This is a genomic window from Nesterenkonia muleiensis, assembly GCF_003600155.1.
Taxonomy (GTDB): domain Bacteria; phylum Actinomycetota; class Actinomycetes; order Actinomycetales; family Micrococcaceae; genus Nesterenkonia; species Nesterenkonia muleiensis.
Map to the genome: position 1 here is coordinate 31,672 of NZ_QWLD01000034.1, position 13,028 is coordinate 44,699.

Below are 13,028 nucleotides of genomic sequence, written 5' to 3' on the forward strand. Positions count from 1 at the left end.
GCATCCGAGTGCCAGAAGTCCGCCTCGTCGGTCCCCAGGGGGAGCAAGTAGGCATCGTCAGAATCGAAGACGCACTGCGTTTGGCGGGCGAAGCTGATCTGGATCTGGTCGAGGTGGCCCCGCAGGCCAAACCCCCGGTCTGCAAGCTGATGGACTTCGGCAAATGGAAGTACGAGGCCGCGGTCAAGGCCCGTGAGTCTCGGAAGAATCAGGCGACCACCACGCTCAAGGAAGTGCGCTTCCGCCTGAAGATCGATGACCATGACTACCAGACAAAGGTGGGCCACGCTCGCCGGTTCCTGGACGCCGGGGACAAGGTCAAGGCCATGATCCAGTTCCGTGGCCGCGAGCAGCAGCGCCCGGAGATGGGTGTGCGTCTGCTTCAGCGGTTCAGTGAGGATGTCGCTGATCTGGGCCAGGTGGAATCCTCTCCGCGCCAGGACGGCCGTCACATGGTGATGGTGGTCGGTCCGCTGCGGACCAAGGCGCAGCAGGCCAAGGCTGCGGCTGCCAGCACCGAGGGTGAAGTCTCCGACAATGAGGAGAACAAGGCCAAGGCCAAGGAGAAGAGCGAGCGCCGGGCCCGGAAGACCCAAGAGCGTCAGCAGCGGGTCTCCACTGACAAGGGTGACGTCAAGCCGCTCTCCAACTCCATGGCCGATTACCTGCCGGATGAGCTGAAGAACCTGTGATTCGCTGAATCTGGCGCAGTCCCGTAAGATGTTCGGTTGGGTCTGTGTAGCTGTGCCTGCTTTGAGCGGAGCACGCTGACAGCCTCAGACAAAGGGACTGTGCTCATTCCGATGAGGGCTCACATCAGCTGAGTCAGGGCAGTCCACCTCTGTGCCGCCGCGTCGTCTTTTATCGATGGTCACACGCACTAGGCACTGCAGGTCCGAACGAACAAAAGGAGTACGGCACTATGCCGAAGAACAAGACTCACTCCGGTGCCAAGAAGCGTTTCAAGCAGACCGGCTCCGGCAAGATCAAGCGCCAGCAGGCTAACCGCCGCCACTACCTGGAGCACAAGTCCTCGCGTCTGACTCGCCGCCTGGCCTCTGACCAGATCGTCACCAAGGCCGACGAGAAGCGCATCAAGAAGATGCTGGGCCTCTAGCCCCAGCGCCCCTCGCCGAAGACTTAACGCACAGGAGAACCCACCATGGCACGTGTAAAAAGGGCGATCAACGCCCACAAGAAGCGCCGCAAGGTCCTTGACCGGGCCTCCGGCTACCGCGGACAGCGCTCCCGCCTCTACCGCAAGGCCAAGGAGCAGCTGCTGCACAGCTACACCTACAACTACCAGCACCGCAAGAAGCGCAAGGGCGACTTCCGCCGCCTCTGGATCCAGCGCATCAACGCTGCCTCCCGCGCTCACGGTCTGACCTACAACCGTTTCATCCAGGGTCTGAAGGCCGCTGAGGTGGAGGTCGACCGCCGCATGCTGGCTGAGTTGGCCGTCTCCGACGCCAAGGCTTTCGAGGCCCTGGTGGAGACCGCACGCAAGGCACTGCCTGAGGACGTCAACGCCCCTCGCGAGAAGGCCACTGCCTGAGCCTGCTGAGCTGAACAACGACGACGGCGCTCGTTCCCTCATCAAGGGAGCGGGCGCCGTCTGGTTTTAACTAGGATGACTCCATGAGGCAGCGCCAGGGGAATCCTCGGAACTCGATCCGCATCGAGGGCCAGAAGCTGATGACGGTGTCGCATCCTGAGCGATCCGCATGGTGGTTCCTGGGAAGTGTCATGGCTTTCGTCTTAGCGGTCTGCCTGCTGCCTCTGATGCTGGGCGAAGGGGCACCGATGAGTGCCTGGGTAGTCATGACCGCCACCTTCGCGCTGAGCGCAGTCTTCCTGCTCTGGTGCCTTCTCGTCAGCCGGGTGTCGATGACCGCTGACTCCTCAGGTATCCAGCTGCACACTCTGAGATGGTTCCGGGCCAGCATTCCCTGGGAGGCCGTTGCTGATGTCCGGCCAGACTCCACCGGCAGTGGACTCCAACTCGGGTGGAAGCAGCTTGGTGGAGGACTCACGGGCTACCTGGCAGGCACGGAGGCCGTCATGATCGAGATCGACGACGACGCGGCCCGGAGACTCTCGCAGCTTGAGGGGCCAGAGGCACCACCGCCCAAACGTGCCCGAAGATATCTGGTCTCTGTCCCGCAGTCTGATCTGGTGTCGCTCAAGCTGCGCGAACTCCGTGGACTGGCGCTGCCGTGTCGTAGCCGCTGAGACTAGCGGTGCAGCCGGGGGAATAACGGGTGGTTTCCGGGCCATCCCTCCGATTCGCACAGCGGGTTTCCCACAGCAGGCAGAAGTCCCCGGTTTTCTGGGCAATTGACTGTGCGTATCCGGAGGCAGACGATGCGGCACTGTCCGTTTCCCGGCACGCGGATGGGAGAATGCTCAGGTGACTGATGAACACGTGATGGACAATCCGCGGGCCGAGCGGGTGAAGAAGGTCGCCGCACTGGCGGGCCGTCCGGGGCGGAAGAAGCAGGAACTCTTCCTGGCCGAAGGCCCGCAGCCGGTGCGGGAGGCCCTGAAGCTCTGGCTGGCCCAGTACGACGCCGCCCCGGAGTCTCACGACCCCGCCGCGGATTCGCCGGGGACGCTGCCTGAGCTCGACGCGCTGTACTTCACCCCCGAGGCGCTGGAGCAGCACCCGGACGTCACTGCCCTGCTGGACCAGGCTCGAGGCGTGCTGTTCGACCCGCAGGCAGAGCTGCCTCGTGAGGCTCGGTTCTTCCTGCGGGAGGCCACTGCCGATGTGCTGACTGCGATGAGCGATGCCGAGGCTCCCCAAGGCATGGTGGCGGTCTGCCGTATCCCGCCGAACGAGTTCGAGGGTCTGGATTCACTGATGGTCGGTTTTACTGAGTCGCAGGTGGTGGTTCACGCTGACGGCTCCACCGAGCGAGGGGAGACCGCTCACCACGGGTCGGTGACATTGGCTCCGGTGCTGTTGGGGCTGCAAGATCCCGGCAACGTGGGCACGCTCATCCGCACCGCAGATGCGGCCGGTGCCGGCGCCGTCGTCCTCGGTCCCGGGACGGCGGACCCGTGGAGTCCCAAAGTGGTCCGCTCGGCCGTTGGCTCGCATTTCCACCTGCCGGTCTTCGCGGGCATCGACCCCGAGCAGCTGACCCGATTCGCCCGCGACAACGGCATTCAGGTGCTGGCCGCCGACGGCTCCGGCGACACCGCGCTCGACGGTCTCGACCAGGAGGCGCTGCGGACACCCACGCTCTGGTTGCTGGGCAATGAGGCCCACGGGCTGAGTCCAGAGCAGAAAGCCCTGGCGGATACCCGGATCTCGATCCCGCTCTATGGCCAGGCGGAGTCGCTGAATGTGGCGGTGGCCGGGGCGCTGTGCCTCTACGCTACGGCTATGGCTCAGCGCAACGCCACCGCAGCCCCGGACGCCCCGCTTCCCCTCCTATCCGAAGACCATGAGGGCTTCGCTCCGCTGCACCGGCACCAGGAAGCTCCGTGAGTTACGCGCCCAGCGCCCGGGAGCAGGAGAACACTGGTTTCTCCTGCGTCAACTGTGCCCGGGAAGCACCGCAGCACACCGGGGGCAGCTACCGCAACCACTGCCCGCACTGCCTGTGGTCCAGACATGTGGACATCAGCCCCGGCGACCGGGCGGCTGACTGCGGCGGGCCCATGGAGCCGGTGGCGGTGGACCACTCCGGCAAGAAGGGCTACATCCTGGTGCACCGGTGCACAGTCTGTGCAGCACAGGACCGCAATAAGCTGGCACCGGATGACAATATGGACGTGTTGATTTCCCTGCAACGGCCCTAGCTGAGTAAGCTGGAGAAATGGTTGCTTCAGGAAACTATATTGTCGAGAATGCCCACATCGTTCCCATCACCGGTGACCCCTTCGACGGCTCACTGGTGGTCACCGACGGCAAGATCGCCGCACTGGGACCCAAGGTCAAGGTGCCAAAGGGGCATGAACGGCTCGACGCCGAGGGCCGCTGGCTGCTGCCCGGTTTCGTCGATGCTCATGTGCACCTGGGAACCCATGAGGAAGGCGAAGGCTGGGCCGGCAATGACACCAACGAGGCCACCGATCCGGTGACCGCCGCAGTGCGTGCCATCGACGCCATCAACCCGTTAGACGTGGGGTTCGACGACGCTCTGGCCGGCGGGGTCACCACCGTCAACGTCAATCCCGGCTCGGCCAATCCGATCGGCGGGCTGACCGTGGCGATCAAGACCCACGGCGCGGTGGTCGATGAGATGGTGCTGCGTTCCCCCTCCGGGCTGAAAGCCGCCCTGGGGGAGAATCCCAAGCGGGTCTACAGCGAGCAGAAGAAGACTCCCGGCACTCGGCTGGGCACCGCACTGACGGTGCGCAAGGCCTTCGCCGAGGCTCAGAAGTGGGCGGAGAAACCGGCCGGTGAGCGCTCAGCAGATCTGGTCTCCCAGGCGCTGGAGAAGGTGCTCAACCGGGAGATCCCCTGGCGTCAGCACTGCCACCGTGCCGATGACATTGCCACCGCAATACGCATTGCCGATGAGTTTGGTTACGAGCTGGTCCTCGACCACGGGACGGAGGCCTATAAACTCGCAGGCCGGATCGCTGAACGCGGCATCCCGGTGCTCTACGGCCCGCTCATCGTCTCCCGTTCCAAGGTGGAGGTCCGTGACCGCAGTCCGCGTGGCCCAGGGATCCTGGCCAAGGCAGGGGTGAAGGTCTCGATCATCACCGACCACCCGGTGGTGCCCATCGACTTCCTGATCCACCAGGCGGCCCTGGCGGTCAAGGAGGGGCTGGACCCGGATGAGGCACTGCGTGCCATCACCATCAACCCTGCCCAGGTGCTGGGTGTGGCTGACCGCGTGGGCTCCCTGGAGAAGGGCAAGGATGCTGATCTGGTGCTTTGGGAGGGTGATCCGCTGGATACCCGTCACCGGGCGCTGCGCACTTGGATCGAGGGCCGTGAGGTGCAGCGCTATGATCCTGAGGCCGGCACCCCCATCATCGCTGAACGTTGGTGACCCCGGGCAGGCCAGCCCTGAGCCGCTGGGCAGCTCATTGGTGCACGTGGGACTCGCCGGCGGCATGGTGAGCAGTCTCCAGCTGGAAGGTGGAGTGCTCCACCGCGACATCGAAATGTTCGGCCACGCAGGCGCGGAGTTCTGCGAGCTTTTCCGGTGCACATCCGTCATGGAAGCAGGATTCGTCGACCACCACATGCGCTGAGATGACGGGAAGACCGGTGGCCACAGTGGAGGCGTGCAGATCGTGGACCTCCCGGACGTGCTCAATCTGCAGCATATGCCTGCGCACCTCGTCCAGATCCAGGCCGCGCGGGGCGAACTCCAGCAGGATCCTGCCGGTCTCACGCAGCAGCAGCGCTGCCCGGGGGATGATGATGGCCGCGATCACCAGTGCTGCTACCGAGTCGGCCTGCTGCCAGCCGGTGAACCAGATGACCACCGCGGCGGTCATCACCCCCACTGAGCCCAGTGCATCGGCGAGCACCTCGAGGAAGGCTGCCCGCATATTGAAGTTCGCCTTCCGGCCGGAGGAGAGCACCGTTAGGGAGATGAGATTGCCGATCAGGCCCAGTGCTCCGAAGACCAGCAGCTGCACATACAGAATCTCGTGCGGTTCGGCCAGCCGTTGGATGCCCTCCACTGCGGCGTAGGTGCCGATGCCCAGCAGCAGCGCTGCCTGCAGAAGCCCGGCCAGGATCTCCACCCGCCGGTAGCCCCAGGTGCGTTGGGCAGTGGCCGCGCGGAACATCAGGCTGGCGGCGATGACCGCAACGAGCAGTCCGATGCCGTCGACCATTGAATGCACTGCATCGGTCAGCAGTGCCAGCGAGCCGGTGACCCACGCGCCGGTGGCCTGTGCGGCGACCACGCTGAAGGTGATGCCGCAGGCGATGATCAGCCGTCGGCGGTGCCCGGCGTTCTCTGCTGCCGTATCCTCAGTGTGCGAGTGGCTGTGTCCGAATCCCATGTGTTCACAATAAGGCCGCTTATTGAGAATTGCATAAGCTGCGAACCTTGCGCAGAACCGTTAGCAATCGTGCGTCACACCGTGTCCTTCACACCGTGCCCCGAGTTTGCTTGACTGGGGTCTATGGACAGTGATTTCAGTTCTGGGACCTTCGCCCGCATCACCGGCCGGGTCCAAGGCGTGAACTACCGCAACTCCGCCAAGCGCCGGGCCGATGAGCTTGGTGTGACCGGCTGGGTCCGCAACACCTCCGACGGCGCGGTCGAGCTTCTGACTGGCGGGGACGCCACAGCAGTGGATGAGCTCATCACCTGGTGTCACCAGGGTCCTCGTCATGCTCAGGTCGCTGAGGTAGAAACCCGTCAGGCCACGGCTGAGCAGCTCGCCGGCCTTCCCGGGGAGGGGTTCGAGGTCCGGCGCTGAGCCAGCCCAGGCGGTGATGCCGGGGCGTGGGGGCAGGCGAGGCTCAGGCGTCGTCGTTCTCCGTTTCTCCGACTCTCTTCTCCGGCGCCTCCCGTGGTGCGCTCAGCCCCAGCTCCTGCGGGAGTTCCTGCTGACTCCCCAGCACATGCTCGGCCAGGAAGGCGAACACCACCTGGTACCAGATCTTGGCGTGCTGCGGTGAGAGGATCCAGTGGTTCTCATCCGGGAAGTACAGGAACCGGTGCTTCGTCTCGCCGTTCTCATCGGCAGGCAGCCCGGAGTCGGCCAGCAGCTCGAACCACAGCCGCAGACCCTCGCCGATCGGCACCCGGTAGTCCTTGTCCCCGTGGATGACCAGCATCGGGGTGACGATCTCGCTGACGAAGTCATGCGGTGAGTGCTTATCCATCATCGCCTGGTCCAGCTGCCGGCGCCAGAACGGGGACATATCCGTAGTCGGGCCGAACTGGTCCAGGGCCCACAGACTGGCATGGGTCACGATCGCGGAGAACCGGTCGGTGTGCCCGGCCACCCAGTTGGCCATATAGCCGCCGAAGGAGCCGCCCATCGCCGCGGTGCGGGTGGCGTCGATGTCCTCCCGGGCCTCGGCGGCGTCGGTGATGCTCATCAGATCGGTATAGGGCTTATCACCCCAGGAGTTCCATCCGCGCTGCACAAACTCCTGCCCGTAGCCGGTGGACAGCGCAGGGTCCGGCAGCAGCACCGCATAGCCCTGCTGCACCGCCAGCCAGGGGTTCCACCGCCAGGTCCAGGCGTTCCAGGAGCCCAGCGGTCCGCCGTGGATCCACAGCAGCAGCGGGGCCGGCTCAGCGCCCGAGGCGTTCTGGGGCAGCGCCAGCCAACCACGCACGACGACGCCGTCATCGGTCTCGGTCTTTACCTCCTCCAGCCTGCCGGGCAGCTCCGGGCGCTCGACCGGGTTGTTCAGCCGAACGGTCTCGCCGGTAGTGAGGTCGATGCGCACCACTTCGTTCGGGAAGGCATAGCTGCTGCGCAGCGCGTAGGCGGAGCTCCCGCCGGAGGAGGGGAAGACCTCGGAGTAGACCCCCTCCTCCACGGGAATCTCGCTGGCCTGGCCGGTGGTGATGTCCATCATGAGCACCGCGCCGCGGCCGTTCTTATCCGCCACAGCGAGGACACGCTGATCATCGATCCACGGCCGGTTCGAGCCTGGGGTCAGCCACAGGTCCACCGACTCTGCCAGTGGGGTCAGTTCGCCGCTGGGCAGGTTCACCGCGTAGAGCCTCGGCGCCATCGCCTGTGCAGGACTGGGGATGATGGTGCCGGAGACGATCGCTTTGGTGCTGTCGGGGCTGACCGGGCCGGGGGAGTAGCTCATCCCTGGCTCATCAACCAGCAGTCTGCGCTCGCCGGTTGCCGTGTCTACCAGAGCGACCGCACTGCGTCTCTCGGTCTTCGGCTCCGGCACAGTGACACCGATCAATGCCTGGGAGCCGTCTGGGCTCAGGTGTGCTTCACCGGCGAAACGGTGGCCGATGCCCTCGGTGATCAGGCGCAGCTTCCGGCGGGCCGGCTCGAAGGTGCCGCCGGCGGCGTCGTCCTCCCCGGTGTCTTCCTCACCGAGTGCGAAGAGGTTCGGCTGCCCGGGCCCGAGGTCATGATCCCAGTACCGGATGGGATAGCTGGAGTGCAGGATGGCTTTGACCGAGGAGTCCTTGCGCGCGGTGTGCAGCTTCTGGTGGGCGTCTTCATCGGCAGCGCCGGGTAGCAGCGAGGCGGTCACAGCCACCACCTCGGCGTCCGAGGCGGTGAAGGTGGCGCTGACTCCGCTGGGGCGGCGGTTGATCACGTATGCCTCGCCACCGGCAGCGGGCAGGCACCACAGCGCGGCATCGTCCTCCCCGCCCTCATCATCGGTGCGTGCGGAGGTGAAGTAGAGATCCCCGTTGGCGGCGAATGCCGGCCCAGCCTCGCCCTTGGCGCTGCGGGTCAGCCGCCGAGCCGGCTGCTGCCCAGCGGGATCGACCTCCCAGATAGCGGTCACATAGCCGTTCTTCTTGGCATTCAGCGTCTGCACTGTGGTGACCAGACGGGAACCGTCCGGGCTCAGAGTGAGGCCGCTGATCCGCGGGTGGGCGACGTAGTGGTCCAGATCGGAGAAAGTCGAGTCAGCCATGGGCGCCAGTCTGCCACGCAGCGGCCCCAGATTGTTGCGTATTGCAACTATATGTCGGGCAGGTGGCTCACCGGCGGCGGGCGACGGTGGGGATGAACCACGCGTAGAACGCGGTCCAGCAGCCCCAGAAGATCCCGGAGATCAGCTTCTCCGGGATGCGGGGGAAGAGCCGCCGCACACCTGCGGCGACCCCTGAGGCGACCAGGGTGACCAGCACGAACCGGACCAGCCGGCCCGGCACGCTCCAGGCCAGGAAGTTCAGCAGCGACTTTCCCTGCAGCCCGGAGGCCCGGGCGTAGATCTTGTACGGCACCCCGCGGGTCGGTCCACGCATGAGGGAGGCGTGGCCGGAGTCAGCCACCTCGCGCTCCACCTCGGAGATCATCCCGTCGGTAATGCCAGGAACCCTGGTCAGTGCTGTTCGCGACGACGACGCCGAGGCATGGCGCCCCCAGGCGTAGGTCACCGCGCCTCCGGCCAGCGCTCCGCCGAGGGCGGAGACCGTGGTGCCCAGGGCGCGCTTAGGCTTGCGCAGCCCCACCCAGGAGGTCCACACATCCGGCACTACGAAGAAGAAGGTCGCCTCGGCGAATCCCCAGGCAGCAGCCACGCTGTGATCCCGCACCGGACGGTTCGGCGCAGGATGAGCCCGGCCCGAGCCCGGGTCTCTGCCCCTGAGTCTGATGCTCATGAAGCGAGCCTATCGGATCAGGGACTCAGCACACCGGACACCTGAGACTGGCGCTCACCGATCGGAATCAGCAGGATTGCCTTGCCCACTCTCTTCACTGGCCGATTCTGCACATAATTCCGGTGGATTCGGTCCGAATTGGCGGCATATTCGGCCAGTGAACGTGTGTGCTGGTGTGGGAAGCGGGACAGCGGCCTGTGCGAGGAACTCGCCGGGTATGCGGATCAATGGGTGACGGTGACGACCCTGCCGTACTAGCGTGTGTGGTGGAACGGAAGGAGCTGACAGAGCCGATGGAGCACAGAACTGACCGGCGGGCCATCCCGCAGCGCAGCACACGCTGGGCGGCCAAGGCCGCTGACACCCTCGCAGCTGCCAAGCTCACCCCGAACCAGATCTCGGTGGGCTCAGTGATCTTCGCCGCTGCCGGTGCCGCGGCACTCATCGCCTCGACATACACCGACAACGACGCCGCCCGCAGCGTCCTGCTTGCCGCCACCGCGGTCTGCATTCCGCTGCGCCTGCTGCTGAACATGCTCGACGGCATGCTGGCCGTCGAGAAGGGGATGAGCTCCCCGGTCGGCGACATCTACAACGAACTGCCCGATCGCATCGCCGATGTGCTGCTGATCGCCGCCGCCGGGTTCGCCACCGCCGGTCTGGTCACCGCAGGCGGCATCGACGTAGGCATCGTCCTGGGATTCACCGCAGCGATCCTCGCAGTGCTCACTGCCTACATCCGCAGCCTGGGTGCAGCCCTGGGCACCGGAAGCTTCTTCGACGGGCCACTGGCCAAACCGCACCGGATGTGGCTGCTGATGCTCGGATGCCTGGCCGCCATCGCCGAACCCTGGCTGCCCTGGACCCCCGGATGGGTGCTCTTCGCCACGCTGGCGCTGATCGCCCTGGGATCGCTGCTCACCTGCCTGCGCAGACTGCGCAGGGTCACTGCCGTACTCCGTTCCCGGGCTCAGAGCTCCGCAGAGGAGGCGTGAGCATGCCTCCGCTCGCCCGCCGCGCCCTGGCCAGAACCATCAGTGGCTTCGCCGGCGCCCGAGTGATGGGGGCCGACGGCGGCTCCGATCCGCAGCTGCCGGACCAAGCGATCTACTACGCCAACCATTCCAGCCACCTGGACTTCCTCACCATCTGGGCCGCACTGCCGGCTGAGCTGCAGCACCGTGCCCGCCCTGTGGCGGCCAAAGACTACTGGGGCACCGGAGTCCGGAAAGCTGTGGTGGAGCGAGTGTTCAACGCCTACTTAGTGGACCGGCACGGCTCCAGCTCCACACGCCGCCGTGAATCCGACTCCGGGGTCAGCCCCAAAGGCCAGATCGCGGGCATGACGGAGGTGCTTGACGCCGGTGACTCGCTCATCATCTTCCCGGAGGGCACCCGCGGCGACGGTGAGTCCATCGCCGAATTCCACGGCGGCCTCTACCGCTTAGCCCAGCACAACCCGGAGATTCCCGTGGTCCCGGTGACGCTGGCCAATATGGGCCGCATCCTGCCCAAGGGCGAGTTTGTTCCGGTCCCGCATCTGTCCACAGTCGTCTTCTGCGATCCGATTCACCCGAAGCCCGACGAGGACCGCCAGAGCTTCCTCACCAGGGCCCGCGATGTGCTGGTGAAATGCCTCGCTGAGCATCAGCGGCGAGAGGACGCTCAGTGAGTGACTGGGGAATGGGCCTGTTGGATGAGACCGCGCTGTGGCTGCTCGGCGGCGTCGTCGTCATCCTGGTGATCGCCAGCACCACGGCCTGGCTGCTGGGCCGGAAACTGGGGGTGACCAGCACCATCACCAACCTCAAGCAGCGGATCAACGCCTGGTGGCTGATGGTCGCGCTGATCGGTGCGGTGCTAGCAGCCGGCGAGACAGTCACCGTTCTGCTGTTCCTCGTGCTGAGTCTGCTGGCACTGCGCGAGTTCATCACCATCTCACCGACCGGCCGTGGTGACCACAAAGTCCTGGTCTGGCTGGTGTTCATCATCCCTGCGGTGCACTACTGGTTCCTCTGGGAGCATTGGTACGGGATGTTCAGCGTGTTCATCCCGGTCTACGCCTTCCTGTTCCTGCCGGCCCGCAACGCCCTGGCCGGGCAGACCAAGGGCTTCCTGCAGCGCAGCGCCACCATCCAATGGGCACTGATGGTCTGCGTCTATGCCATCAGCCACGCCCCGGCCCTGCTGCAGCTGCCGGTGGCCATGGAGCTCGGACGGGAGGCGGCTGAAGGCTCCTCACCGGGTTCGGGCGGGGCGACAGGGGCACACCTGCTGCTGTTTCTGCTCATCGTGGTGCAGGGTTCGGATGTGCTGCAGTACATCTGGGGAAAGACCCTGGGCAAGCACCCGATCGCGCCTTCGGTGAGCCCCAATAAGACGTGGGAGGGTTTCATCGGCGGGGTGCTCTCAGCCACCGCACTGGGCGCAGCCCTCTGGTGGCTGACCCCGTTCTCCCCACTGGTGGCAGCGGCCTTCGCGCTGGTCTCCTGTGTCATGGGCTTCGCCGGAGGACTGGTGATGTCGGCGATCAAGCGTGACCGCGGCATCAAAGACTTCGGCTCCACCATTCCCGGCCACGGTGGCATCATGGACCGGCTGGACTCGCTGTGCTTCGCCGCCCCGGTGTTCTTCCACCTGGTGCGCTTCTTCTACACCTGATCGAGGAGGCGCTCGCGGCCCCACGGCGTTATAGTGTGCCCTGATGAGAACCACCCACCACTGGCCGGCGCTCGCGGCCGCCGCCCTGACCTCAGCCTTGCTCCTGACCTCCTGCGGAGACGGCGACGACGCCGGTGATGCCCCTGAGCCCGATCAGGAGACCACCGCGCCCCCGGCGGAGGGCGCAGACGATGCCCCCCAGGACCAGGACCAGGACCAGGACCAGGACCAGGAGGATGAGGACGAGTCGGCAGAGCCCTTCGCCCAGGCGGAGCTGCAGGATGTTGCCGGCAATGAGGTCGGGACAGCGGATTTCACCGAGGAGGAGGGTGCTGGTGTGCGCGTGGCCGTCGAGGTCCGGGATATGCCCCCCGGGTTCCGGGGCATCAGCATTCACCAGAACGGTGTCTGCGAGGTCCAGTCCGCCAATGAGTGGGGTCAGATCGGCGACTTCTTCTCAGCCGGCGGTCATCTCCAGGGCACACCAGAGCCGGAACCGGACGTCATCGATGGGGAGGAGGGCCTCGAGGAGGATGAGGCCCCGCCCGAAGAGGGTGCTGAGGACGGTCTTGAAGAGGACGAAACCTGGACCGATGAAGGCGGGGAAGGCGAACAGCCCCCGCCGCAGGGAAGTGCTGGCACCAGCGGGGAAACCCCGTTCGCCTCTGGCCCGGCGTGGGAGGCACCGGCCAACGCGCCCGAAGTTGGTTCCGGCGGCGGGTTCAGCTTCATCACAGTGCAGCAGCAGTCTGAGCCCGAGCCGGAGGTGGACCATCCGGACCGGGCGGGAAACCTGCCCAATGTCCTGGTCAACCAGGATGGCACCGGGTATATCGAGTTCGTCACCGATCGGCTCAGCGAGGGTCTCCTGCTGGAGGACGGCGGCCGAGCCGTGATCATCCACTCGGCCCCCGATCATCACGGCAATATCCCCGGCCGCTACGCTCCCTACGGCCCGGACGCCGAGTCCCAGGCCACCGGGGACACCGGCACCCGGGTCGCCTGCGGCGTGGTCGGCTAGTCTCTCCGCGCGGTGCACGGTCCCAGGGAGCAGCGCACTTTTGCTCTGACGTTCAAGCTGTGAGTAAGCTGAATCACGGTGTGCCGGGA

General features: G+C 65.8%; 15 protein-coding genes. 12 read left to right on the top strand and 3 right to left on the bottom strand.

Annotated features, from left to right (window positions below):
* The first annotated feature begins 8 nt into the window (after positions 1-8).
* The 7 genes from infC to DVO78_RS09000 all read left to right on the top strand — a co-directional run bounded on the left by infC (position 9) and on the right by DVO78_RS09000 (position 5,015).
* Entirely contained in the window at positions 9-692 is a 684-nt protein-coding gene (infC, locus tag DVO78_RS08970; RefSeq protein ID WP_238385218.1) for a translation initiation factor IF-3, read from the top strand.
* A 230-nt stretch (positions 693-922) separates the two neighbouring features.
* Positions 923-1,117 (top strand): 50S ribosomal protein L35, encoded by a 195-nt coding sequence (gene rpmI, locus DVO78_RS08975; RefSeq protein WP_120004476.1) that lies wholly within the window; start codon positions 923-925, stop codon positions 1,115-1,117.
* Between the two features lie 45 nt (positions 1,118-1,162).
* Positions 1,163-1,555 carry a 50S ribosomal protein L20 gene (rplT, locus tag DVO78_RS08980; protein ID WP_120004477.1) on the top strand — a complete coding sequence of 131 codons (393 nt, stop codon included), beginning with the start codon at positions 1,163-1,165 and terminating at the stop codon, positions 1,553-1,555.
* 83 nt (positions 1,556-1,638) lie between these two features.
* On the top strand, positions 1,639-2,232 hold the full coding sequence (locus DVO78_RS08985) for a hypothetical protein (protein WP_120004478.1): 594 nt from the start codon (positions 1,639-1,641) through the stop codon (positions 2,230-2,232).
* Positions 2,233-2,410: 178 nt separating this feature from the next.
* The gene (locus DVO78_RS08990; RefSeq protein ID WP_238385219.1) at positions 2,411-3,496 is read left to right on the top strand and encodes a TrmH family RNA methyltransferase; all 1,086 of its coding nucleotides are present in this window, start codon (positions 2,411-2,413) and stop codon (positions 3,494-3,496) included.
* The gene (locus tag DVO78_RS08995; RefSeq protein ID WP_120004480.1) at positions 3,493-3,810 is read left to right on the top strand and encodes an RNHCP domain-containing protein; all 318 of its coding nucleotides are present in this window, start codon (positions 3,493-3,495) and stop codon (positions 3,808-3,810) included. Before DVO78_RS08990 ends, DVO78_RS08995 begins: the two co-directional genes overlap by 4 nt.
* A gap of 17 nt (positions 3,811-3,827) precedes the next feature.
* Entirely contained in the window at positions 3,828-5,015 is a 1,188-nt protein-coding gene (locus DVO78_RS09000; protein ID WP_120004481.1) for an amidohydrolase, read from the top strand.
* Between the two features lie 34 nt (positions 5,016-5,049).
* On the opposite strand, the gene DVO78_RS09005 is transcribed toward DVO78_RS09000, so the two are convergent.
* Positions 5,050-5,985 (bottom strand): cation diffusion facilitator family transporter, encoded by a 936-nt coding sequence (locus DVO78_RS09005; RefSeq protein ID WP_120004482.1) that lies wholly within the window; start codon positions 5,983-5,985, stop codon positions 5,050-5,052.
* A 123-nt stretch (positions 5,986-6,108) separates the two neighbouring features.
* Between DVO78_RS09005 and DVO78_RS09010 the strand changes: the two genes are divergently transcribed.
* Positions 6,109-6,408, top strand: a complete 300-nt coding sequence (locus DVO78_RS09010) for an acylphosphatase (RefSeq protein ID WP_120004483.1) — start codon at positions 6,109-6,111, stop codon at positions 6,406-6,408.
* A gap of 43 nt (positions 6,409-6,451) precedes the next feature.
* On the opposite strand, the gene DVO78_RS09015 is transcribed toward DVO78_RS09010, so the two are convergent.
* Both DVO78_RS09015 and DVO78_RS09020 read right to left on the bottom strand, forming a co-directional pair.
* Positions 6,452-8,566 (bottom strand): S9 family peptidase, encoded by a 2,115-nt coding sequence (locus DVO78_RS09015; RefSeq protein WP_120004484.1) that lies wholly within the window; start codon positions 8,564-8,566, stop codon positions 6,452-6,454.
* A gap of 67 nt (positions 8,567-8,633) precedes the next feature.
* Complete coding sequence (locus DVO78_RS09020; protein WP_238385220.1) at positions 8,634-9,257, bottom strand: hypothetical protein; 624 nt, start codon at positions 9,255-9,257, stop codon at positions 8,634-8,636.
* Between the two features lie 293 nt (positions 9,258-9,550).
* Here DVO78_RS09020 and DVO78_RS09025 point away from each other — a divergent pair, with 293 nt between their 5' ends.
* The 4 genes from DVO78_RS09025 to DVO78_RS09040 are packed head-to-tail and all read left to right on the top strand — an operon-like array spanning position 9,551 to position 12,939.
* On the top strand, positions 9,551-10,252 hold the full coding sequence (locus DVO78_RS09025; protein ID WP_120004517.1) for a CDP-alcohol phosphatidyltransferase family protein: 702 nt from the start codon (positions 9,551-9,553) through the stop codon (positions 10,250-10,252).
* A 2-nt stretch (positions 10,253-10,254) separates the two neighbouring features.
* Positions 10,255-10,929, top strand: coding sequence for a lysophospholipid acyltransferase family protein (locus DVO78_RS09030; protein ID WP_157983965.1), 675 nt, complete (start codon positions 10,255-10,257; stop codon positions 10,927-10,929).
* Positions 10,926-11,918 (top strand): phosphatidate cytidylyltransferase, encoded by a 993-nt coding sequence (locus DVO78_RS09035; protein WP_238385221.1) that lies wholly within the window; start codon positions 10,926-10,928, stop codon positions 11,916-11,918. Before DVO78_RS09030 ends, DVO78_RS09035 begins: the two co-directional genes overlap by 4 nt.
* Before the next feature lie 43 nt (positions 11,919-11,961).
* On the top strand, positions 11,962-12,939 hold the full coding sequence (locus DVO78_RS09040; protein ID WP_120004487.1) for a superoxide dismutase family protein: 978 nt from the start codon (positions 11,962-11,964) through the stop codon (positions 12,937-12,939).
* Positions 12,940-13,028 lie beyond the last annotated feature (89 nt).

What these genes read in the sequence shown, in the direction of transcription:
- DVO78_RS09010 (WP_120004483.1), top strand. Translation starts at nt 6,109, where the DNA reads ATGGACAGTGATTTCAGTTCTGGGACCTTCGCCCGCATCACCGGCCGG.
- rpmI (WP_120004476.1), top strand. Translation starts at nt 923, where the DNA reads ATGCCGAAGAACAAGACTCACTCCGGTGCCAAGAAGCGTTTCAAGCAG.
- DVO78_RS09000 (WP_120004481.1), top strand. Translation starts at nt 3,828, where the DNA reads ATGGTTGCTTCAGGAAACTATATTGTCGAGAATGCCCACATCGTTCCC.
- rplT (WP_120004477.1), top strand. Translation starts at nt 1,163, where the DNA reads ATGGCACGTGTAAAAAGGGCGATCAACGCCCACAAGAAGCGCCGCAAG.
- DVO78_RS09030 (WP_157983965.1), top strand. Translation starts at nt 10,255, where the DNA reads ATGCCTCCGCTCGCCCGCCGCGCCCTGGCCAGAACCATCAGTGGCTTC.
- DVO78_RS09040 (WP_120004487.1), top strand. Translation starts at nt 11,962, where the DNA reads ATGAGAACCACCCACCACTGGCCGGCGCTCGCGGCCGCCGCCCTGACC.
- DVO78_RS09020 (WP_238385220.1), bottom strand. Translation starts at nt 9,257, where the DNA reads ATGAGCATCAGACTCAGGGGCAGAGACCCGGGCTCGGGCCGGGCTCAT.
- DVO78_RS09025 (WP_120004517.1), top strand. Translation starts at nt 9,551, where the DNA reads ATGGAGCACAGAACTGACCGGCGGGCCATCCCGCAGCGCAGCACACGC.
- DVO78_RS08985 (WP_120004478.1), top strand. Translation starts at nt 1,639, where the DNA reads ATGAGGCAGCGCCAGGGGAATCCTCGGAACTCGATCCGCATCGAGGGC.
- DVO78_RS09005 (WP_120004482.1), bottom strand. Translation starts at nt 5,985, where the DNA reads ATGGGATTCGGACACAGCCACTCGCACACTGAGGATACGGCAGCAGAG.
- DVO78_RS09015 (WP_120004484.1), bottom strand. Translation starts at nt 8,566, where the DNA reads ATGGCTGACTCGACTTTCTCCGATCTGGACCACTACGTCGCCCACCCG.